Source organism: Streptomyces sp. CT34 (assembly GCF_000805335.1).
Classification (GTDB): Bacteria; Actinomycetota; Actinomycetes; order Streptomycetales; family Streptomycetaceae; genus Streptomyces.
This window is the reverse complement of record NZ_KN708638.1, coordinates 2,240,199-2,260,555: the sequence shown is the minus strand read 5'-3', so window position 1 is coordinate 2,260,555 and position 20,357 is coordinate 2,240,199. Positions and strand designations below refer to the sequence as shown.

Genomic DNA, 20,357 nt, shown 5'->3' with positions numbered 1-20,357 from the left:
GCGCCCCGCCGCGGGCGCGGCCGGCCCGGGCGAGGTCACCGGTCCCGCCGCGCTGCACAGCTGGGCCCGGACCGCCTGCACCCTGCGGTCGCTGCGCGGCTCCGGCGTACGGTCCGTCAACAGCTGGGCGTACGCCCGGCAGGTCCTCCCGGAGAACGCCGGCACCGCGACCTGGGTCTGCAACCGCGCCGACACCTGGCGCGGCCCCGGCCGGGCCATGGTCCAGTTCCAGCCGCCCGCCGCGGGACCGGGGGACCCGGGGCGGATCACCGGCCGGGAGGCCAACTCGGCGGTGTGCAGCCGCTTCGGCCGGCACGTCCTGAGCGATGTCCACTGGCAGGCGAAATCCGGGAAGTGGTATCTGCTCGCGGCGGGCAGCAGCCAGGTCGGCGGTATCGACGTCACGGGCGGCGTCCGGGCCGGAGCCCAGGCGCCGACGCTCGCCGTACCGGCCGCCCAGGACGCCGCGGCGCAGGTCACCGGCCGGCTGCGGGACGGCGGGAGGCTGCGCGCCCTCCGGCCGTGAGCGGCGGCGGGCCCGGTGCGCGGGCGGCCGGCCGACGGTCCGGAGAGACGGCCGGCGGAAGACCGGCGAGGCCGGCGGGGAAACCGGCGGGAAATCCGGACGGAAGGTGTCGGGATTCGCTGTCAGGGTCGCGGTGTACGGATGCGGGACACCTGACAGCGAGGAGTGGCGAACGTGGCGCACAACGAACCGGCGGCCCAGGGGGAACCGGCGGAGCCCGCGGGAGCGGCGGGGCGGACGGACGCGGCGGACCCCGGCGGGGTGCTGCCGGCCGCCGATCTGACCGGGCGGGTGGCGCTGGTCGCCGGGGCCACCCGGGGTGCGGGCCGGGCGATGGCCGTGGAGCTGGGCCGCGCCGGCGCCCTGGTGTACGTGACCGGGCGGACGACCCGGGAGCGGGTCAGCGAGGTCGGCCGGGCCACCGAGACGATCGAGCAGACCGCGGAGCTGGTGACCGCAGCCGGAGAGGCGGCTCGTAGGGCCTCCGGCAAGGGGGGTGGGCGACGGGCGGGCGGCACCGGCGTCGCCGTGCCGACCGACCACCTGGCGCCGGAGCAGGTCAAGGCGCTGGTCGAGCGCATCGACCGGGAGCAGGGCCGGCTGGACGTCCTGGTCAACAGCCTCTGGGGCGGCGACCGCCTGATCGAGTTCGACACCAAGGTCTGGGACCTCGATCTCGCGGGCGGGCTGCGGATGTTCCGGCTCGGCGTCGACTCGCACGTGATCACCAGCCACTACGCGCTGCCGCTGCTGATCCGGCGCCCCGGCGGACTGGTCGTCGAGATCACCGACGGCACCGCCTCGTTCAACCGCGCCTACCGCGACAGCCTCTGCTTCGACATCACCAAGAACGTCCCGCACCGGATCGCCTTCGGGCTCGCCGCCGAGCTGAAGGAGTACGGCGGCACAGCCGTCTCGCTCACCCCCGGCTTCCTGCGCTCCGAGGAGATGCTGGACCACTTCGGCGTCACGGAGGAGACCTGGCGCGACGCGATCGCGAAGGAGCCGCACTTCGCCATCGCCGAATCCCCGGCCCTGATCGGCCGCGCGGTGCGGGCGCTGGCTGGCGACCCGAACAAGGCGCGCTGGAGCGGCCGTTCGCTCTCCAGCGGTCAGCTGGCGAAGGAGTACGGCTTCACCGACGCGGACGGCACCCGGCCCGACTGCTTCGGCTACTTCGAGGAGGTCGTGATCGGCGGCAGGGACGCGGGACCGGAGGACTACCGCACGCCGGCCGCGGCACCCTCCTCTCCCGGCGGGGCGTAGAGCGCGGCCGTCCGCCGGGCGGCCGAGGCGAACCGCTCCCGCAGCCCGGAGGGCGCGAGTACCTCGCCCTCCGGGCCGAGCGCCAGCAGCTGGGAGTAGGCGACCTCCGCGGACTCCACGGCGAGGGTGACCGTCAGCCGCCCCTGCCCGTCGGGCCCGCCGTCCGCCAGCGCCGCCGCTATCGCCTCCCGGGCCGCGGACCGCTCGGTGACGTACGGGAGCCGGTGCACGCCCTGCGGGGAGAGCCGCAGAACCACCTCCTCGCGCAGCAGCGACCGGGCGAACTCCTGGGCGCGCTCGGCCCAGAACGAGGGCAGATCGAACTCCTCGTCGCGCCGGAAGCGCCCGCCGGTGCGCCCCGGCCCGGGGGCGGCCCCCGCGGTGCCGGGACCCATGGGCGGCTCCGCCGGCCCCGCGGGATCGGTCGCGGGGGCGGCTGCGACGGCGGTGAACCGGTCGACCCGGTAGACCCGGAAGCCCGCGGTCCGTCGGCCGTCGCCCGGCGCGGACGTCTCCCGCGGCGCCCCGGGACCGGCCGCCGCCACGGGCCGCCCGCCGCTCGCGCGGGCCGCCAGGTACCAGACGCCCGCCTTCAGCACGAGCCCGTACGGCTCCAACTCCCGTACCACTTCACGGTCCTTGCGGAGGTAGCGGACCGTCAGCCGGCGGTCGTCCCACACCGCGTCGGCGATCGCGGGCAGCAGCGCGGGCGTCTCCGGCTCCTGATACCAGGCCGGTGCGTCCAGATGGAACCGCTGGGCGGCGCCCGAGGCGGCGTCCCGCAGCTCGGGCAGCAGCGCGGCGGACACCTTCAGCCGGGCCGCGGACGCGGCGTCCGCCAGGCCCATCTCCCGCAGGGCGGAGGGCACTCCGGACAGGAAGAGCGCCTCCGCCTCGCTGCGGCCGAGGCCGGTGAGCCGGGTGCGGTACCCGCCTATGAGGCGGTAGCCGCCGGCCCGGCCGCGGTCCGCGTACACGGGCACGCCGGCCTCCGAGAGCGACAGGACGTCCCGGGCGACCGTGCGCTCCGAGACCTCCAGCTCCCGCGCCAGCTCACCGGCCGTCATCGACGTCCGGGACTGGAGCAGCAACACCATCCTGATCAGCCGTGCGGCACGCATGAATCCATCATGCCGGGCACCACTGACAACGCCCCGCGGGCGAGGCGGCGAGCGGGCCCCGTGCGAAGACCCCGGGCGCGGGAGGTGGTCTTCGCACGGGAGTCGGCGGGCGGGCGGCGCCCGGTGTCGGCCGGGGCCGCCCGCGTACGGTGGGTGCGGTCACCCGGGCGGGACCGCACCGGGTGTCACAGCCCGTAGCGCTCCCGGGCCTCCTTGACCGTCTCCGGCTTGACGTCGCCGCGGCGGGCCAGCGCCGCGAGCGCCTGGACGACCACCGACTGCGGGTCCACGCCGAAGTGCCGGCGGGCCGCCTCCCGGGTGTCGGAGAGGCCGAAGCCGTCCGTCCCGATGGAGGTCCAGTCCTGCTCGACCCACTGGGCGATCTGGTCCGGGACCGCCCGCATCCAATCGCTGACCGCGACGACCGGGCCGGGGGCGCCGGCCAGCGCACGGGTGACGTACGGGATGCGGTCCTCGCCCTCCAGGCGGGCCGCGTCGCACTCCAGGGCGTCGCGGCGCAGCTCCGTCCAGGACGGGGCCGACCAGACGTCCGCGGCCACGCCCCAGTCGGCGGCCAGCAGTTGCTGCGCCTCCAGGGCCCAGTGGATCGCGGTGCCCGACGCCAGCAGCTGGAGCCGCGGGACGTCGGCGCCCTCTATGGAGACGGCTTCCCGGTAGCGGTACAGGCCTTTGAGGATGCCCTCTTCGACACCCTCCGGCATGGCCGGCTGCACCTTGGTCTCGTTGTAGACCGTCAGGTAGTAGAAGACGTCCTCGGCGTCCGGGCCGTACATCCGGCGCAGACCCTCCTTGACGATCACCGCCACCTCGTACGCGAACGCCGGGTCGTACGAGACCGCCGCCGGGTTGGTCGAGGCGATCAGGTGGGAGTGCCCGTCGGCGTGCTGGAGGCCCTCGCCGGTCATCGTCGTGCGGCCGGCGGTGGCGCCGATGACGAAGCCGCGGCCCAACTGGTCGGCCAGCGCCCAGAACTGGTCGGCGGTGCGCTGCCAGCCGAACATCGAGTAGAAGATGTAGAACGGGATCATCGGCTCGCCGTGCGTCGCGTACGACGTCGCGGCGGCGGTGAAGTCGGCGAGCGAACCGGCCTCGGTGATGCCCTCGTTGAGGATCTGGCCGTCCTTGGCCTCCTTGTACCAGAGGAGCTGGTCGCGGTCGACCGGGTCGTACGTGGAGCCCTTGGGGGAGTAGAGGCCGGCCGTCGGGAAGAGGGACTCCATACCGAAGGTACGGGCCTCGTCCGGGACGATCGGGACCCAGCGCCGGCCGGTCTCCTTGTCCCGCATCAGGTCCTTGACGAGCCGGACGAACGCCATGGTGGTGGCGATCTCCTGGCTGCCGGAGCCCTTCTTCAGCGCGTCGAAGGTCTTGTCGGCGGGCATCGGCAGCGGCTTGGCCACGACCCTGCGGGCCGGGGCCGGGCCGTCCAGGGCGGCGCGCCGGGTGCGCAGGTACCGCATCTCCGGGGAGTCCTCGGCCGGGCGCCAGTACGGCACCAGGTCGCCCTCCAACGCGCTGTCCGGGATGGGGAGTTCGAGCAGATCGCGCATCGCGCGGAACTCCGCCATGGTCAGCTTCTTCATCTGGTGGTTGGCGTTGCGGGACTCGAAGCCGGTGCCGAGGGTGTAGCCCTTGACGGTCTGCGCCAGGATGACGGTCGGCGCGCCCTTGTGGTCGACGGCGGCCTTGTAGGCGGCGTACACCTTGCGCGGCTCGTGCCCGGCGCGGGAGGTCTGGAACAGCTCCAGCAGCGTGGCGTCGGAGAGCTGCTCGGCGAGCGCACGCAGCGACGCGCTCGCGCCGAAGAAGTGCTCGCGCAGGTAGGCGGCGTCGCGGGTGGCGTACGTCTGGAACTGCGCGTCGGGGGTCTCGCGGAGGCGCTGGAGCAGCGCCCCGTCGGTGTCGAGTGCGAAGACCTCGTCCCACGCCCGGCCCCAGAGGGCCTTGACGACGTTCCAGCCGGCGGCGCGGAACTGGGCCTCCAGCTCCTGCACGATCTTGAAGTTGGGGCGGACCGGGCCGTCCAGGCGCTGGAGGTTGCAGTTGATGACGAAGGTCAGGTTGTCCAGGCCCTCGCGGCCGGCCAGTGCCAGTGCGGCGGTCGACTCCGGCTCGTCCATCTCGCCGTCGCCCAGGAACGCCCAGACATGGGAGTTGGCGGTGTCCTTGATGCCGCGGTGGTCCAGGTAGCGGTTGAAGCGCGCCTGGTAGATCGCGGAGAGCGGGCCGAGGCCCATGGAGACGGTGGGGAACTCCCACAGCCAGGGGAGGCGCCGCGGGTGCGGGTACGAGGGCAGGCCCTGGCCACCGGCCTCCTGGCGGAAGTGGTCGAGCTGGTCCTCGGTGAGCCGGCCTTCGAGGAAGGCGCGGGCGTAGATGCCGGGGGAGGCGTGGCCCTGGATGTAGAGCTGGTCGCCCGAGCCGTCGCCCTCCTTGCCGCGGAAGAAGTGCTGGAAGCCGGTCTCGTAGAGCCAGGCCGCCGAGGCGAAGGTGGCGATGTGGCCGCCCAGGCCGAGCCGGGAGCCGCGGGTGACCATGGCGGCGGCGTTCCAGCGGTTCCAGGCAGTGATCCGGGCCTCCAGCGCCTCGTCACCCGGGAACGCGGGCTCGGCGGAGGTCGGGATGGTGTTGACGTAGTCCGTCTCCAGCAGCGACGGCAGGTCGGTGCCTTCGGTGCGCGCGGTGTGCTCCAGGGCGCGGCGCATCAGGTACGCGGCGCGATGCGGGCCCGCTGCCTCGGTGACGGCGTCCAGCGACTCGCGCCATTCGGCCGTCTCCTCGGGATCGCGGTCCGGGAGCTGGTCGAGCTGGCTGTACGGCAGGCGCACGGGATCGGGCATGGGTGGCCCCTTTCCGGACGGGTGGGAATGCGAGTTCGGCAGGCATTCGGCAGGCAGGGGTGTCGCGCCCCAACCGTCGACGATACGCCTCTGATCGATGATCGATCAACGCTCGTCGGGCGAATAACCGCAGGTCGGCACGGGATGCCGCATTTCAGGGCACCCCGTGCCAGCTCCGGAGACCGCCTCCGTTACGCCCCGCGGCCCCGCCGGTACGCCGGGGAACCGGCCGGGCCGCCATCGCCGCAACCGGCCGCGAGCACGGCCGGCCGGGACCTCACACGCGCGGCGCGCAGCTCAGCACATGCGCCTTCAGCAGCGTCCCGATCTTCGGGTCGCGCCGCCGGAAGGCGTCCACGATCTCCTGGTGGTCCTGGGCGTGCGAGCGCTGCTCCGGGCTGAACCAGCGGATGGAGAGCGTCGTCCAGACCTCGACGCCCAGCGACTCCCAGGTGTGCAGCAGCACGGCGTTCCCGGCCGCCCGCACGATCTCGCGGTGGAAGGCCACCGTGTGCCGGACCTGCGCCTCGCCGTCGCCGGTCGCGTCCGCCTCGCGCAGCGCCGCCACCTCGCGCTCCAGCGCCGCGGTGTTCTCCGCCAGCCGCCCGGCCGCCAGCTCCGCGGCCACCTGCTCCAGCCCGGCCCGCACCGGGTAGCTCTCCTTGAGGTCGTCCGCGGTCAGATTCCGCACCCGGACGCCCTTGTTCGGCGCCGACTCGATGAGCTGGAGCGACTCCAGCTCCCGCAGCGCCTCGCGCACCGGGGTCTGGCTGACCTCCAGCTCGACCGCGATCCGCCGCTCCACGATCCGCTCGCCCGGCTGCCAGCGGCCACTGACGATCCCTTCGAGGATGTGCTCGCGGATCTGCTCGCGCAGCGAATGGACGACGGGCGGGGTCATGACGTGCTCCTTCAGAGCGGGTGGGGCCCCATGGGGCAAAAGGACCGGTGGGGGCCATTATCGGTGAGGCGGACATGCGCAAGGGCCGGCCCCGGCTCGTCAGGAACGAACCGGGGCCGGCCCCTTTGCACGGCTACGGCGTGCCGCAGGTGTCAGAGACCGATTCCGGCCTCGTCGCGATCCTCGGTCACCCGAGTCACCGCTAGAGACCGATCTCGGTCTCGAACTCCGCGGCCTCCAGAATCTGCTTGACCGTGGTCAGGTAGCGGGCGGCGTCGGCGCCGTCCACCAGACGGTGGTCGTAGGAGAGCGCGAGGTAGGTCATGTCGCGCACCGCGATGGTCTCGCCGAGGTCCGGGTGGTTGATGACCACCGGGCGCTTGACGGTGGCACCGATGCCCAGGATGCCGACCTGGTTCGGGGGCACGATCACGGTGTCGAACAGGGCGCCGCGCGAACCGGTGTTGCTGATGGTGAAGGTCGCGCCGGACAGCTCGTCCGGGGTGATCTTGTTGGCCCGGACCTTGCCCGCCAGCTCCGCGGTCTTACGGGCGATGCCGGCGATGTTCAGGTCGCCCGCGCTCTTGATGACCGGGGTCATCAGGCCCTTCTCCGCATCCACCGCGATACCGACGTTCTCGGTGTCGAAGTAGGTGATGGTGCCCTCGTCCTCGTTGATCCGGGCGTTGACGACCGGGTGGGCCTTCAGCGCCTGGACGGCGGCCTTGACGAAGAACGGCATCGGGGAGAGCTTGACGCCCTCGCGCTGCGCGAAGGCGTCCTTGGCCTTGTTGCGCATCCGCATGATCGCGGTGATGTCCACCTCGACCACGGAGGTCAGCTGCGCCTGGCCGTGCAGCGCCTTCATCATGTTGTCGCCGATGACCTTGCGCATCCGCGGCATCTTGACGGTCTGACCGCGCAGCGGCGAGACCTCGAGAACGGGGGCGCCCGGCTTGGCCGCGGCGGCGGCCGGCGCGGCCGGGGCCGGGACGGCGGCCTTGAGGGCCTCGGCGGCGGCGATGACGTCCTGCTTGCGGATCCGGCCACCGACACCGGAGCCCTTGACCGTGGCGAGGTTGACGCCGCTCTCCTGCGCCAGCTTGCGCACCAGCGGGGTGACGTACGCGCCCTCGCCCTCACCGGCCGCCGGGGCGGGGGTGACGGGGGCGGGCGCGACCGGAGCCGGAGCCGGAGCGGGCGCGGGGGCCGGAGCCGGGGCGGGGGCAGCCGGAGCAGCCGGAGCGGGCGCCGCGGGGGCGGGCGCGGGCGCCGGGGCCGGGGCGGGCGCCGGGGCCGGGGCCGGGGCGGCTGGAGCCGGGGCAGCGGCCGGAGCCGCACCCTTGGCGCCGATCACCGCGAGCTTGGCGCCGACCTCGGCGGTCTCGTCCTCGCCGACCACGATCTCCAGCAGGACGCCGGAGGTCGGCGCCGGGATCTCGGTGTCGACCTTGTCGGTGGAGACCTCCAGCAGCGGCTCGTCCTCGGAGACCTCCTCGCCGACCTCCTTCAGCCAGCGGGTGACGGTGCCCTCGGTGACGCTCTCGCCGAGCGCGGGGAGGACGACATCGGTGCCCTCGGCAGCGCCGGCGGGGGCGGCGGCAGGGGCGGCGGCCGGCGCCGGAGCCGCGGCGGGCTCGGGCTGGGCGGCCGGGGCGGGCGCCTCGGCGGCGGCCGGGGCCGGAGCGGCAGCCGGCGCACCGGTGCCGTCGTCGATGAGGGCCAGCTCGGCGCCGACCTCCACGGTCTCGTCCTCGGCCACCTTGATGGAGGCCAGCACGCCGGAGGCCGGGGCCGGGATCTCGGTGTCGACCTTGTCGGTCGACACCTCGAGCAGCGGCTCGTCGGCCTCTACGCGCTCACCCTCGGCCTTCAGCCAGCGGGTAACGGTGCCCTCGGTGACGCTCTCGCCGAGCGCCGGCAGGGTTACGGAAACCGCCATGGTTTCTGTTGCTCCTTACTAGGGTTCTCCCCCCAGTTCGAGCGAAGTCGGGAACTTGGGGAAGTGCGGTTTGTGGTCGCGCCCGGGACTGGGGTCAGTCGTGGGAGTGGAGAGGCTTGCCGGCCAGGGCCAGGTGGGCCTCGCCGAGCGCCTCGTTCTGCGTCGGGTGCGCGTGCACGAGCTGCGCAACCTCGGCCGGCAGGGCCTCCCAGTTGTAAACCAGCTGGGCCTCACCGACCTGCTCGCCCATACGGTCACCGACCATGTGGACGCCGACCACGGCACCGTCCTTGACCTGGACGAGCTTGATCTCGCCCGAGGTCTTGAGGATCTTGCTCTTGCCGTTGCCCGCGAGGTTGTACTTCAGAGCGACGACCTTGTCGGCGCCGTACAGCTCCTTGGCCTTGGCCTCGGTGATACCCACCGAAGCGACCTCGGGGTGGCAGTACGTCACGCGCGGGACGCCGTCGTAGTCGATCGGCACGGTCTTCAGACCGGCCAGCCGCTCCGCCACCAGCATGCCCTCGGCGAAGCCGACGTGCGCGAGCTGGAGGGTGGGGACGAGGTCACCGACGGCCGAGATCGTCGGCACGTTGGTCTGCATGTACTCGTCGACCAGGACGTAGCCGCGGTCCATCGCGACGCCCTGCTCCTCGTAGCCGAGACCGGCGGAGACCGGCCCGCGGCCGATCGCGACCAGCAGCACCTCGGCCTCGAAGGTCTTGCCGTCGGCGAGGGTGACGCGGACGCCGTCGGCGGTGTACTCGGCCTTGTCGAAGAAGGTGCCGAGGTTGAACTTGATGCCGCGCTTGCGGAAGGCCCGCTCCAGCAGCTTGGAGCTGTTCTCGTCCTCGACCGGGACGAGGTGCTTGAGGCCCTCGATGACGGTGACGTCGGTGCCGAAGGACTTCCACGCCGAGGCGAACTCGACGCCGATCACGCCGCCGCCCAGGATGATCGCGGACTTCGGGACGCGGTCGAGCGTGAGCGCGTGGTCCGAGGAGATGATGCGGTTGCCGTCGATCTCCAGGCCCGGCAGCGACTTCGGCACGGAGCCGGTCGCGAGCAGCACGTGGCGGCCCTGGACCTGCTGCCCGTTGACCGCGACGGAGGTCGGGGAGGACAGCCGGCCCTCGCCCTCGATGTACGTCACCTTGCGGGAGGCGATCAGGCCCTGCAGGCCCTTGTACAGGCCCGAGATGACCTCGTCCTTGTACTTGTGGACCGCCTCGATGTCGATGCCCTCGAAAGTGGCCTTGACACCGAACTGCTCGCTCTCGCGAGCCTGGTCGGCGATCTCACCGGCGTGCAGCAGAGCCTTCGTGGGGATGCAGCCGTTGTGCAGGCAGGTGCCGCCGACCTTGCCCTTCTCGATCAGGGCGACGTCGAGACCAAGCTGCGCCCCGCGCAGTGCGGCGGCGTAACCGCCGCTACCGCCGCCGAGGATCACTAGGTCGAAAACGGTGCTGGCGTCGTTCGCCACGTCACGTCCTCCATGCATGGGTGCGCCGGAGCCGGTCGTCGATGACCGGACCGCGGCTGTTGTTCGGCCGCTTTAACTCGGCCCTGGTAAGGGGGGCCCTGTCCTGCCGAGAACCCATCTTCGCACTTGTTCAACGAAGCCGGGACGCGGGGCCGGACTCCGGATGGCCCATCCGCCGCCGGAACGGTGTGACGGAGCCATGCGCAAGGGTACTGCGGCGCGAAGCGCCACCCGGGAAGGGTGGTGGTGGGCCGGGGGCACTCCCCCCGCCACCGCTGGGGGCACCCCGCCCGGCGGCAGCGGCGGGAGGGCGGGGGATTTCGTCGAGGGCGAACGCGGACGGGCCGCCGTGGTGAGCGACGATACGGGACCGCGCGACGGCCCCGGGCGGGTGGCCCGGGGCCGCGGGGACATATCCGGCGATACGGCCGGGAGCCGGCCGTCTCAGCCGAGGTCGCCGGCGGCGGTGCACTCGGCCAGCCGCACCAGGGTGCGCACCGCCGAGCCGGTGCCGCCCTTGGGGGTGTAGCCCCAGGGCGCGCCCTCGTGGAAGGCGGGGCCGGCGATGTCCAGGTGCGCCCAGGTGATGCCCTCGCCGACGAACTCCTTCAGGAAGAGCCCGGCGACCAGGCCGCCGCCCATCCGGTCGCCCATGTTGGCGATGTCGGCGACCGGGGAGTCCATCCCCTTGCGCAGCTCGGTCGGCATCGGCATCGGCCAGGACTGCTCGCCGACCTCCTCCGCGATCTCGTGGATCGCGGTGCGGAAGGCGTCGTCGTTGGCCATGATCCCGAAGGTGCGGTGGCCCAGTGCCAGCACCATCGCGCCGGTCAGCGTCGCCACGTCCACGATCGCGTCCGGCGACTCCTCCGAGGCCCGGGTCAGCGCGTCGGCCAGGACGAGCCGGCCCTCGGCGTCGGTGTTGAGCACCTCGACGGTCTTGCCGCTGTACATCGTCAGCACGTCGCCGGGGCGGGTGGCGGAGCCGGACGGCATGTTCTCGGCGAGCGCCAGCCAGCCGGTGACGTTCACCGGGAGGTCCAGCCGGGCGGCGGCCACCACCGCGGCGAACACCGCGGCGGCACCGCTCATGTCGCACTTCATGGTCTCGTTGTGACCGGCCGGCTTGAGCGAGATACCGCCCGAGTCGTAGGTGATGCCCTTGCCGACCAGCGCCAGCGTCTTCTCCGCGTCGGCGTGCGTGTGCGCGATCCGCACCAGCCGCGGCGGCGCCTGCGAACCCTGGCCGACGCCCAGCAGGCCGCCGTAGCCGCCCTTCTTGAGCGCCTTCTCGTCCAGCACCTCGACCTGGAGGCCGAACTCCTTGGCGGCGGCCTGCGCCTCGGCCGCGAACTGCTTCGGGTCCAGCGCGTTGGAGGGCGTGTTGATCAGATCGCGGGCGCGGTTGATCTCCGCGGCCAGCGCCTGGGCGCGCTCGGCGGCGGCCCGGAACTCCTTGTCGCGCGGCTTGGCGCCGAGGATCGCGGCCTCGCCCAGCGGCACCGACTTGGTGTCGTTCTTCCCGCCCTTGGCGGCCTTGCCGTTCGGGCCGTTCTTGCCGTTGCTGCGGAACGCGGTGAAGGAGTACGCGCCGAGGAGGGCGCCCTCGCCCACCGCGGCGGCGGCCTCGGCGTCCTCGACCGGCAGTGCGAAGCCGGCCTTCTTGGTGCCGGCCAGCGCCCGGGCCGCACTGCCCGCCGCGCGCCGCAGCGCCTCGTTCCCGTACGCCTCGCCCTTGGCCGGCGCGTCGCCCAGGCCCGTCGCCAGCACGACCGGCGCCTTGACGCCGTCGGCGGTGGGCAGCTTGGTCACCTCGCCCTCGGCACCGGTCGCGCCGAGGGTCTCCAGCACGGCGCCGAGCTTGCCGCCGAACGCCTTGTCCACGGCCTCGGCGCCGGGGGCGATCACAACGCCCTTGGCGCCTTTGGCCACGCCGACGACGACGGCATCCGCACGCACCGTTGCGGCGGAAGAAGTACTGAGGGTCAGTGCAGTCACGGTGATGAAGGTCCTGTTCCGTCCGGGGTTTCCGTCTCGCGCGAAGCGCGCTGCTGCGGCCGAGCCTACGCTCGGAGACGCCGCCAGGCCCGGCCGGTCGCGGCACCCGGCCGGGACGGGCGCCCGGAAGGCGCACCCCGGACGCGCAACCGGCCGCTCCCGTACGGCGGTTGGCCGCCTCACGGGCCGTCAGCCCAGGGCCAGTGCCACCAGTGCCACAAGCCCCGCGCTCTCCGCGAGCGCGCCGAAGACATCGCCGGTCACCCCGCCGAACCGCCGCCGGCAGTGCCGCAGCAGCACCTCCCCGGCCGCCAGCCCGAGCAGCACCGCGACCCCGGTGTGCAGCGCCCCGGAGGGCCCGAACACCCCGCCCGCCGCCGCGCATCCGGCCGTCACCAGCGCCGCGCACCCCAGCGCCGCCCGCACCGGAACGGTCTGTGCGACCGCCGCGCCCAGCCCCTCGGGGCGGGCCGCCGGCACCCCCGTACGGGACGCCAGGGTCAGCGCGCAGCGCGCCGTGACCGCGGCCACCGCCACCCCGGCCGCGCCCTGCGCCCAGCCCGCCGCGTACAGCCGGGACACCGCCGCCACCTGCGCGAACAGGCAGAACAGCAGCGTGACGACCCCGAACGGGCCGATGTCGGACCGCTTCATGATGCGCAGCGCCGCGTCCGCCGGCTTGCCGCTGCCCAGTCCGTCGGCGGTGTCCGCGAGCCCGTCCAGATGCAGTCCGCGGGTGAGCACGGCGGGCACCGCCGCGCTGCCGACCGCGGCCAGCAGCGGGCCGCCGCCGAGCAGCAGCAGCGCCCCGCCGAGTGCCGCCGCGCACAGCCCGACGACCAGCCCGGCCAGCGGCGCGCACGGCACCCCGCCGCGGGCCGCCGCCCGGTCCCAGCGGGCGACCCGCACCGGCAGCACGGTCAGCGTGCCGAACGCGAACCGCAGGGCGTCGGCGGCGGAGGGCGGTGCGGCGGGCGGCGGAGGCGGCGAGGGCACGGCGTCGGTCACCGCGGCAGGCTACCGGGGCGCGGCGAGGCGCCTACCAGGGGAGCTGCCGGCCGCTGGCGTACTGGGTGTCCAGCGGCTTGCGCGGTCGCCACCAGTCCCAGACCACGCACAGCACCAGCACCACCAGCACCGCCGCCACATGCTCCTTGCCGGCGAGGTTGTTCTTGATGAACGCCACCTCGACGAGCATCGCGACGACCACCGCCACACACGTGAAGCGGGCCCGGTAGCGCCAGCAGACGACGACCGCGAGGCCCACCACCGCCGCCGACGGGCCGGTGTCCACCACGAACTTGTCCGAGTCCGGCAGCCCGATCGGGCCGCCCGGGCCGAGCCACAGGCCGATCCGCGCGTACATCGTCCCGGCGAGCGTGGCGGCGTACGCGACCAGCAGCGTCTGCCGCCAGCCGATGCAGATCTCCGCGATGCCGAAGACCACCAGGACCTGCGCCAGCGCGCCCCACACCGGCAGGTCCAGGGCCGGGACGAACAGCGACAGCGGGGTCCGCAGCAGCGCCAGCCACAGATGCTCGTACGCCTGGACGGAGCCGATGTTCTGCACCGCGTGGTAGCCCCACGGCCGGTTCTGCACGAACTGGAGGACCAGCGTCAGCGCCACCGCGCCCAACGTCATGGGGATCGCCCGCAGTTTCGCCGCGGCCAGCGCCGACCACACGGTGCTCAGGAGCGGGCCCCACTCGGCGCGCACGGCGCGACGGAGAGCGGTCACCTCCCGTCGGCCCGCCCCGGCCTTGCTCATCTCACATTCTCCAGGTGCTTGCGGTTCAGCCACTTCGGCAGGCCGGGCGCTTCGAGGAAGCCCTCGGCGCGGCCGGCGGCAATGCCGATCCGCAGCAAATCCGTGCTCTTTTCGAAGAGCATGTACCGGGGCTCCCAGATCGGCCGGTATTTGGCATTGGCGCGATACAGCGATTCGATCTGCCACCACCGGGAGAAGAAACTGAGCAGTGAGCGCCACAGGCGCAGCACCGGACCCGCGCCGAGCCGCGAACCACGTTCGAAGACGGACCGGAACATCGCGAAGTTGAGTGAGATCTGAGTGATCTCCACCTCTTTCGCCCGCTGGATCAGCTCCAGCACCATGAACTCCATGAGCCCGTTCTCGGACTCCCGGTCGCGCCGCATCAGATCCAGCGACAGCCCCTTCGCCCCCCACGGCACAAAACTCAGCAGCGCCCGCAACCGGCCTTCCGCGTCGCTGCATTCGAGCATCACACAGCGCCCGTCACCGGGATCCCCGAGCCGCCCCAGTGCCATCGAGAAACCCCGCTCGGTCTCCCCGTCCCGCCAGTCGTCCGCCAGCCGCAGCAGCTGCGCCAGTTCCTCGGGCGGGATGTCCTGGTGCCGCCGGATGCGGACCGTGTACCCGGCCCGCTCGATGCGGTGGTACGCCTGCCGCACGGTCCGCATCGCCCGGCCGCCGAGGGTGAACTCCGCGGTCTCCACGATCGCTTCGTCACCGAGCTCCAGCGCGTCCAGCCCGTGCCGGGCATAGATGGTGCCGCCCTCCTCGCTGGCGCCCATCACCGCGGGCGCCCAGCCGTGCTCCCGGGCCTCGGCCAGCCACCGCTCGATCGCGCCCGGCCACGCCTCGGGGTCGCCCAGCGGATCCGCGGAGGCCAGCGACACCCCGCCGACCACCCGGTAGGTCACCGCCGCCTTGCCGCTGGGGGAGAACAGCACGCTCTTGTCGCGGCGCAGCGCGAAGTACCCCAGCGAGTCCCGGTCGCCGTGCCGCGCCAGCAGGGCCCGCAGCCGCTCCTCGTCGTCCGCGGTGATCGGGTCGGTGCTGCGCACGGACCGGAACGCCGCCCACAGGACGGCCACCAGCAGCGCCGTGCTGAGCACGTTGATCACGACACCGACCCAGTTCGGGGTGGAGATCCCGGGGAACCTGCCGTCGTCGGCGGCCAGCGACACCAGCCGCATCAGCCCGTACCGCCAGCGCTCGACGAACGTGGACGACCCGGCCGCGGCGCCGTTGGTGGCCGTCACCAGCAGCGCCGCCAGCAGCGAGGCGGCCAGCAGCCCGCCGGCCGCGGTCAGCGCCGCCAGCTTCGGATTCGCCCGGTCGCCCCTGGCGTAGAACTCCCGCCGCCCGGCGACCAGCGAGACCGTGAAAAGCAGGGTCAGCACCAGCGACACCCAGTTCTGGGCATGCCCGCGGAATTCCGGTGCGGCCACCATCGCGAAAAGGAGCAGCAGCAGGAACAGCCCGGACAGCACCAGATTCAGGATCCAGGAAGCCCGCTTGCGCCGCCGCAGCGTCACCGCCAGGAACAGCGAAAAAGCACCGGAGGCAAAACCGGCGGTGAGCAGATACGGGGTGAAGAACTCCTCGACGTTGTGCCGCCGGATGTCATTGCCGAACGACACCCACACCGCACTGAGGAAATTGACGAAAGTGACGGCGCGCAGATACCAGATGCCGAACGCGGCACCGCGCTGTGACCAACGGCCGCGAAGGCGGTCTTCCTCCGGACTCAAGCGAAGTCTCCCGATAAAAGCGTGTAAAGCACGATCTTATGGGGAGCCACCGCCGGCCCGGCGCCGGTCAGCGGTGCACCGGCCCGGCGCTTGTGTCGCGTTCCGGCAGTTCCGCGGCCAGGGCCGCCGCGGCCCGTACCAGCGGCAGGGCGAGCAGCGCCCCCGTCCCCTCCCCAGCTGTGACGCCGTGATCGAGGAGAGGGTTGAGCGCGATCCGGTCCAGCGCCTTGGCCTGCGCCGGCTCGCCGCTGGCCTGCCCGGCCACCCACCAGTCCGGCGCGCGGAACGCCACCCGCTGCGCGACCAGCGCACAGGCCGCGGACACCACACCGTCCAGGATCACCGGCATCTTGCGCACCGCGCTCTGGAGCAGGAACCCGGTCATCGCGGTCAGGTCCGCGCCGCCGACCGTGGCCAGCAGCTCCAGCTGGTCGCCGAGCACCGGCCGGGCCCGGCGCAGCGCGTCCCGGATCGCCGCGCACTTGCGCATCCAGGCCAGGTCGTCGATCGGCCGGCCGCCGCGCCCGGTGACCACCGAGGCGTCCGTGCCGCACAGCGCGGCGATCAGGGCGCCGGCCGCGGTCGTGCCGCCGACGCTCAGATCGCCCAGGACGACCAGGTCGCAGCCGGCGTCCGCCTCCTCGTCGGCGATCGCCGTACCGGCCCGGAACGCCGCCTCGGCCTCCTGTGCCGTCAGCGCGTCCTCGACGTCGATCCGGCCCGAACCCCGCCGCACCCGGTGCCGGGTGACCTCCTCCGGCAGCTGTGCCGGATCGCAGTCCACCGCCATGTCCACCACCCGGACCGGCACCCCGGCGCCGCGCGCCAGCACCGCCGCCGGGCTCGCCCCGTCCAGTACGGCGCGCACCAGGTCCGCGGTCCCGCCGGCCGGCCTGGCCGAGACGCCCAGCCGCGCCACCCCGTGGTCCCCGGCGAACAGCAGCACCCGGGGCTGCTCGATCGGCCGCACCGGCACCCGCTCCTGTACCGCGGCCAGCCACTCGCCCAGCTCGTCCAACCGGCCCAGCGCCCCGGGCGGTACGGCCAGCCGGGCCCGCCGCTCCTCGGCGTCACGGCGCACACCCGCGTCGGGGCGCTCGATCAGTTGGGCGAAGTCATCGAGGTTCAGGGCGCTCATTGGGCGCAGATTACCGGCTACGGGGCGGGGAGGGCGCGCGCAGGCGGGAAGCTGCGCCGACGGATCGTCAGCGGACCGCGCCGGCGGGCCGGCGGACCGCCGGGCACCGCTTCCCGCCGACCGCGTACGGGCGGGCGCCGGCCGCGGGGCGGGGCGCCGCCGTCAGCCGCGCAGTGTGAGTGCCTGGCCCGCGACGACCAGCAGCAGCTGCTCGCACTCGGCGCCGAACGCGGCGTTCAGCCGCCCCAGTTCATCGCGGAGGCGGCGGCCCGCCGCGGTCGCCGGCCCCCCCCCCGAGCCGACCTCGTTGCTGACCGCCACCACCCGGCGGCGGGTCGCCCGGACCGCCGCGACCAGTGCGTCGCAGCGCTCCCGCAGGGCCCGCCGCCCGCCGGCCTCCCAGGCCGCGTCGTCCCAGGCCCCCACCTCGTCCATGGCATGTGTCAGCCACAGCGCAAGGCAGTCGATGAGCAGCGGCGGGGGAGCGGCGGGCCGTCCGGTGCCGGGCTCCGCACCGGGCCCCGGGGCGTCGGCGAGCAGCGGCACCAGGTCGCAGGTCTCCGCCGTGCGCCAGCTGCCGGGGCGCCGCTCGCGGTGCAGCGCCACCCGCTGCGCCCAGTCCTCGTCCCCCTCCCGGGTGCCGCCGGTGGCCACGTAGAGCACCTCGGGGAAGGCCGCCAGCCGCCGCTCGGCCTCCACCGACTTCCCGCTGCGCGCGCCGCCCAGCACCAGCGTGCGGCGCGGCAGATCGGGCACCGCGTGGTACTCGCCGACCACCAGCGAGCCGCCGTCCGGCACCGTGCGGGCGCCCAACGCCGCCAGTCTGCGGTGCAGTTCGGGACCGGGCGGCACGCCGTGGTCGAGGTGCACCGCGACCACGTCCGTCGCCGCGTCCACCGCGCCGCCCGCCCGCAGCCGGGCCAGCGCGTCCGGCCGGGCCAGGACGTCGAGCAGCACCAGGTCGTACGGCCCGGTGCCGGCGGGCGCGTGGTAGCCGCCGTTCGCGGGGGCTGCCCCGGTGGGCGCGGCCCCCGGTGGCAGATACAGCAGCCGCTCGCCGTCCCCGCCCGTGACCTCGTAACCCGTCCCCGGCACATCCACCGCGACCGCCCGCACCCGGTGCCCGCCCAGCAGGGCCAGCTCCCGCCCGTCGGCGACCCGGCCCGGCTGCGGCAGCCCGGCCGGCACCTCCAGCGCCGGGCCGTCGTGCGGATGCGAGAGCAGCACCTGCCGCACCCCGGCCAGCGACCGGCCGGCGCGGGCGGCGGCGAAGGCCGGTCCCGGCGTCAGGTCGATGAGCAGCGCACCGTCGACGAGCAGCGCGGTCGACGCCCGCGCCTCGTCGCCGACGGCGGTCGCACAGGCGGCACACGGGCAGTCGGGGCGCGGCAGCCCCTGCGGGGCCCCGGTGCCGAGGAGAGTCAGATCCACCCGCCGAGTTTCTCGCGTCCCGCGGTGGTCAGCGCGCGGGGGCACCCCTCGACACGGCCGATAGGCTTTCGATCAAGCACGGAAGCTCGGCCCGGAAGCACGACGTACGACGACGTACCCGGTGGGATCCAGGAGGCGCACATGGCGTGGACGTGGCGGTTCGAGAAGGCGGACGGTTCGGAGGCGGTGCCCTCGGTGGAGCCGGAGGAGTTCACCACCCAGGGAGACGCCGAGTCCTGGATCGGCGAGGAGTGGCGGGCCCTGCTGAACGGCGGCGTCGACCAGGTCCGGCTCTTCGAGGACGGCACGGAGATCTATCCGGCGCCGATGAGCCTGCACGCGGAGGCGGAAACGGACACCGACTGACACCGGCCGACGCTGACCGGCGCCGGGCCGGAACGGCCCGGCGCCGTCCGCCGTGCAGGGTGCCCCGAGCCCTCGGGCTCAGGGCCGCTCGCCGCGCTTGACCTGCGGCTTGGGCAGCCGCAGCCGCCGCATCTGGAGCGTCCGCATGATGGCGTACGGCTTGGCGCCCTTGAGGTTCTCCTTGGGGAACTTCTCCTGGAGCCGCGCGCCCAGCCGGAACCAGATGACCACCGAGTCGATCACGATCAGCACGATGATCGCGGCCCACAGCAGCAGTGCGATGCTCTGGATCGACGGCACCCGGATCATGGTGAGCACCAGGATCACCACGGCCATCGGCAGGAAGAACTCCGCGGCGCACCAGCGCGCGTCGATGTAGTCGCGCGCGAACCGGCGCACCGGTCCCTTGTCGCGCACCGGCAGATAGCGCTCGTCGCCGTTGGCCAGCGCCTCGCGCTGGCGGGCCATGTCGGCCCGGCGCGCCTCCCGCTGGGCCTTGACGGCGTCCTTGCGGTTGGTCGGCGTCTGCGCACGCGAGCGGCGCTGCCCTTGGGCCTCGCTGCGCTTGGGCGTCGGGCGGCCCTTGGGGGCCTGCGGGTCGCGGGGCTGCTGGGGCTGGTCCGCGGTCACCTTGGCGGTCGCGGCCTGCCCATCCTTCGAACGGCTTCGGAACACAACACCCAAGAGTACGTGGTCGTCGTGAATGGGCCACGGGCCGACGGGGAACGATCCGGCAACGGCACCGACCGCGGGGCGTCGACATAACGGGACGGGCCGGGCGCCGCGCGGATTTCCCGGGACCGCCCTACTCCCTGGGCGGGAGAAGCCGGACGGCCTGATCGTCCTGGAGGAGGAGCGCATCCGGGCCCGAACAGTGCGGTAATGGAACCAAGGCCCGTACTGTGGGGTCTGTAGATGTGCTGGAGCCTAAGCCCGATGCAAGTCGGTCAGAAGGGGGCGCGCGAGGCCCATGAGCGATGGTGTCATGAAGCGGATGGGGATGATCTTCCGCGCGAAGGCCAACAAGGCCCTTGACCGGGCCGAAGACCCGCGCGAGACCCTCGACTACTCGTACCAGAAGCAGCTGGAACTGCTGCAGAAGGTACGCCGCGGCGTCGCCGACGTGGCGACCTCCCGCAAGCGCCTGGAGCTGCAGCTCAACCAGCTCCAGGGCCAGTCCGCCAAGCTGGAGGACCAGGGCCGCAAGGCACTGGCGCTCGGCCGCGAGGACCTGGCCCGCGAGGCGCTGACCCGGCGCAGCGCGCTGCAGCAGCAGGTCACCGACCTGGAGACGCAGCACCAGACGCTCCAGGGCGAGGAGGAGAAGCTCACGCTCGCCGCGCAGCGGCTGCAGGCCAAGGTCGACGCCTTCCGCACGAAGAAGGAGACGATCAAGGCCACGTACACGGCGGCCCAGGCGCAGACCCGGATCGGCGAGGCGTTCTCCGGTATCTCCGAGGAGATGGGCGACGTCGGCCTGGCGATCCAGCGCGCCGAGGACCGCACCGCGCAGCTCCAGGCCAGGGCCGGCGCCATCGACGAGCTGATGGCCTCCGGTGCGCTGGACGACCCGTCCGGCATGGCCAAGGACGACATCACCGCCGAGCTGGACCGGCTCTCCGGCGGCAGCGACGTTGAGCTGGAGCTCCAGCGCATGAAGGCCGAGCTGGCGGGCGGCCCGTCCACCCAGCAGCAGGCCATCGAGGGCGGCCCGAACGGCGCCGCCCAGCAGGCCCCGCAACAGGAGCACCCGCGTCTCGACAAGCAGTGAGGGACGGCGGCGGTTGGCCTCCCGGTGATCGCGTTGT

General features: G+C 73.5%; 15 protein-coding genes and 1 pseudogene. 4 read left to right on the top strand and 12 right to left on the bottom strand.

Going from position 1 to position 20,357, the window contains the following annotated elements; genetic code table 11:
• Positions 1-526: pseudogene (locus RZ84_RS40875) on the top strand (hypothetical protein); the annotation flags it as partial.
• 264 nt (positions 527-790) lie between these two features.
• Positions 791-1,792 carry an SDR family oxidoreductase gene (locus tag RZ84_RS10050; RefSeq protein WP_052230454.1) on the top strand — a complete coding sequence of 334 codons (1,002 nt, stop codon included), beginning with the start codon at positions 791-793 and terminating at the stop codon, positions 1,790-1,792.
• Here RZ84_RS10050 and RZ84_RS10045 read toward each other — a convergent pair.
• The 11 genes from RZ84_RS10045 to RZ84_RS09995 form a co-directional block, all read right to left on the bottom strand.
• Positions 1,747-2,913 (bottom strand): helix-turn-helix transcriptional regulator, encoded by a 1,167-nt coding sequence (locus RZ84_RS10045; protein ID WP_043264032.1) that lies wholly within the window; start codon positions 2,911-2,913, stop codon positions 1,747-1,749. The two genes, RZ84_RS10050 and RZ84_RS10045, sit on opposite strands and share 46 nt — an antisense overlap.
• A 185-nt stretch (positions 2,914-3,098) precedes the next feature.
• Complete coding sequence (aceE, locus tag RZ84_RS10040; RefSeq protein WP_043264031.1) at positions 3,099-5,774, bottom strand: pyruvate dehydrogenase (acetyl-transferring), homodimeric type; 2,676 nt, start codon at positions 5,772-5,774, stop codon at positions 3,099-3,101.
• Between the two features lie 277 nt (positions 5,775-6,051).
• The gene (locus RZ84_RS10035) at positions 6,052-6,675 is read right to left on the bottom strand and encodes a GntR family transcriptional regulator (protein WP_043264030.1); all 624 of its coding nucleotides are present in this window, start codon (positions 6,673-6,675) and stop codon (positions 6,052-6,054) included.
• Between the two features lie 202 nt (positions 6,676-6,877).
• Complete coding sequence (gene sucB, locus RZ84_RS10030; protein ID WP_043264029.1) at positions 6,878-8,617, bottom strand: 2-oxoglutarate dehydrogenase, E2 component, dihydrolipoamide succinyltransferase; 1,740 nt, start codon at positions 8,615-8,617, stop codon at positions 6,878-6,880.
• 94 nt (positions 8,618-8,711) lie between these two features.
• Positions 8,712-10,100, bottom strand: coding sequence for a dihydrolipoyl dehydrogenase (gene lpdA / locus RZ84_RS10025; RefSeq protein ID WP_043264028.1), 1,389 nt, complete (start codon positions 10,098-10,100; stop codon positions 8,712-8,714).
• A gap of 444 nt (positions 10,101-10,544) precedes the next feature.
• Positions 10,545-12,098: a leucyl aminopeptidase gene (locus tag RZ84_RS10020; RefSeq protein WP_043264027.1), complete on the bottom strand. Its 1,554-nt coding sequence runs from the start codon at positions 12,096-12,098 to the stop codon at positions 10,545-10,547.
• A 189-nt stretch (positions 12,099-12,287) separates the two neighbouring features.
• Positions 12,288-13,094 carry an adenosylcobinamide-GDP ribazoletransferase gene (locus RZ84_RS10015; RefSeq protein WP_107068251.1) on the bottom strand — a complete coding sequence of 269 codons (807 nt, stop codon included), beginning with the start codon at positions 13,092-13,094 and terminating at the stop codon, positions 12,288-12,290.
• Between the two features lie 43 nt (positions 13,095-13,137).
• Complete coding sequence (locus tag RZ84_RS38840) at positions 13,138-13,866, bottom strand: hypothetical protein (protein WP_043264026.1); 729 nt, start codon at positions 13,864-13,866, stop codon at positions 13,138-13,140.
• On the bottom strand, positions 13,863-15,614 hold the full coding sequence (locus tag RZ84_RS10005; RefSeq protein ID WP_241777640.1) for a phosphatidylglycerol lysyltransferase domain-containing protein: 1,752 nt from the start codon (positions 15,612-15,614) through the stop codon (positions 13,863-13,865). Before RZ84_RS10005 ends, RZ84_RS38840 begins: the two co-directional genes overlap by 4 nt.
• 67 nt (positions 15,615-15,681) lie before the next feature.
• Positions 15,682-16,752, bottom strand: coding sequence for a nicotinate-nucleotide--dimethylbenzimidazole phosphoribosyltransferase (gene cobT / locus RZ84_RS10000; RefSeq protein ID WP_043264024.1), 1,071 nt, complete (start codon positions 16,750-16,752; stop codon positions 15,682-15,684).
• A 162-nt stretch (positions 16,753-16,914) separates the two neighbouring features.
• Complete coding sequence (locus tag RZ84_RS09995; protein WP_043264023.1) at positions 16,915-18,183, bottom strand: bifunctional adenosylcobinamide kinase/adenosylcobinamide-phosphate guanylyltransferase; 1,269 nt, start codon at positions 18,181-18,183, stop codon at positions 16,915-16,917.
• A 141-nt stretch (positions 18,184-18,324) separates the two neighbouring features.
• On the opposite strand from RZ84_RS09995, the gene RZ84_RS09990 reads away from it, so the two are divergent.
• The gene (locus RZ84_RS09990; RefSeq protein WP_043264022.1) at positions 18,325-18,549 is read left to right on the top strand and encodes a hypothetical protein; all 225 of its coding nucleotides are present in this window, start codon (positions 18,325-18,327) and stop codon (positions 18,547-18,549) included.
• Positions 18,550-18,627: 78 nt separating this feature from the next.
• Here RZ84_RS09990 and RZ84_RS09985 read toward each other — a convergent pair whose 3' ends face one another.
• Positions 18,628-19,224 (bottom strand): DUF3043 domain-containing protein, encoded by a 597-nt coding sequence (locus tag RZ84_RS09985; RefSeq protein WP_043264021.1) that lies wholly within the window; start codon positions 19,222-19,224, stop codon positions 18,628-18,630.
• 310 nt (positions 19,225-19,534) lie between these two features.
• On the opposite strand from RZ84_RS09985, the gene RZ84_RS09980 reads away from it, so the two are divergent.
• Positions 19,535-20,320: a PspA/IM30 family protein gene (locus tag RZ84_RS09980; RefSeq protein ID WP_043264020.1), complete on the top strand. Its 786-nt coding sequence runs from the start codon at positions 19,535-19,537 to the stop codon at positions 20,318-20,320.
• The last annotated feature ends 37 nt before the right edge of the window (positions 20,321-20,357 follow it).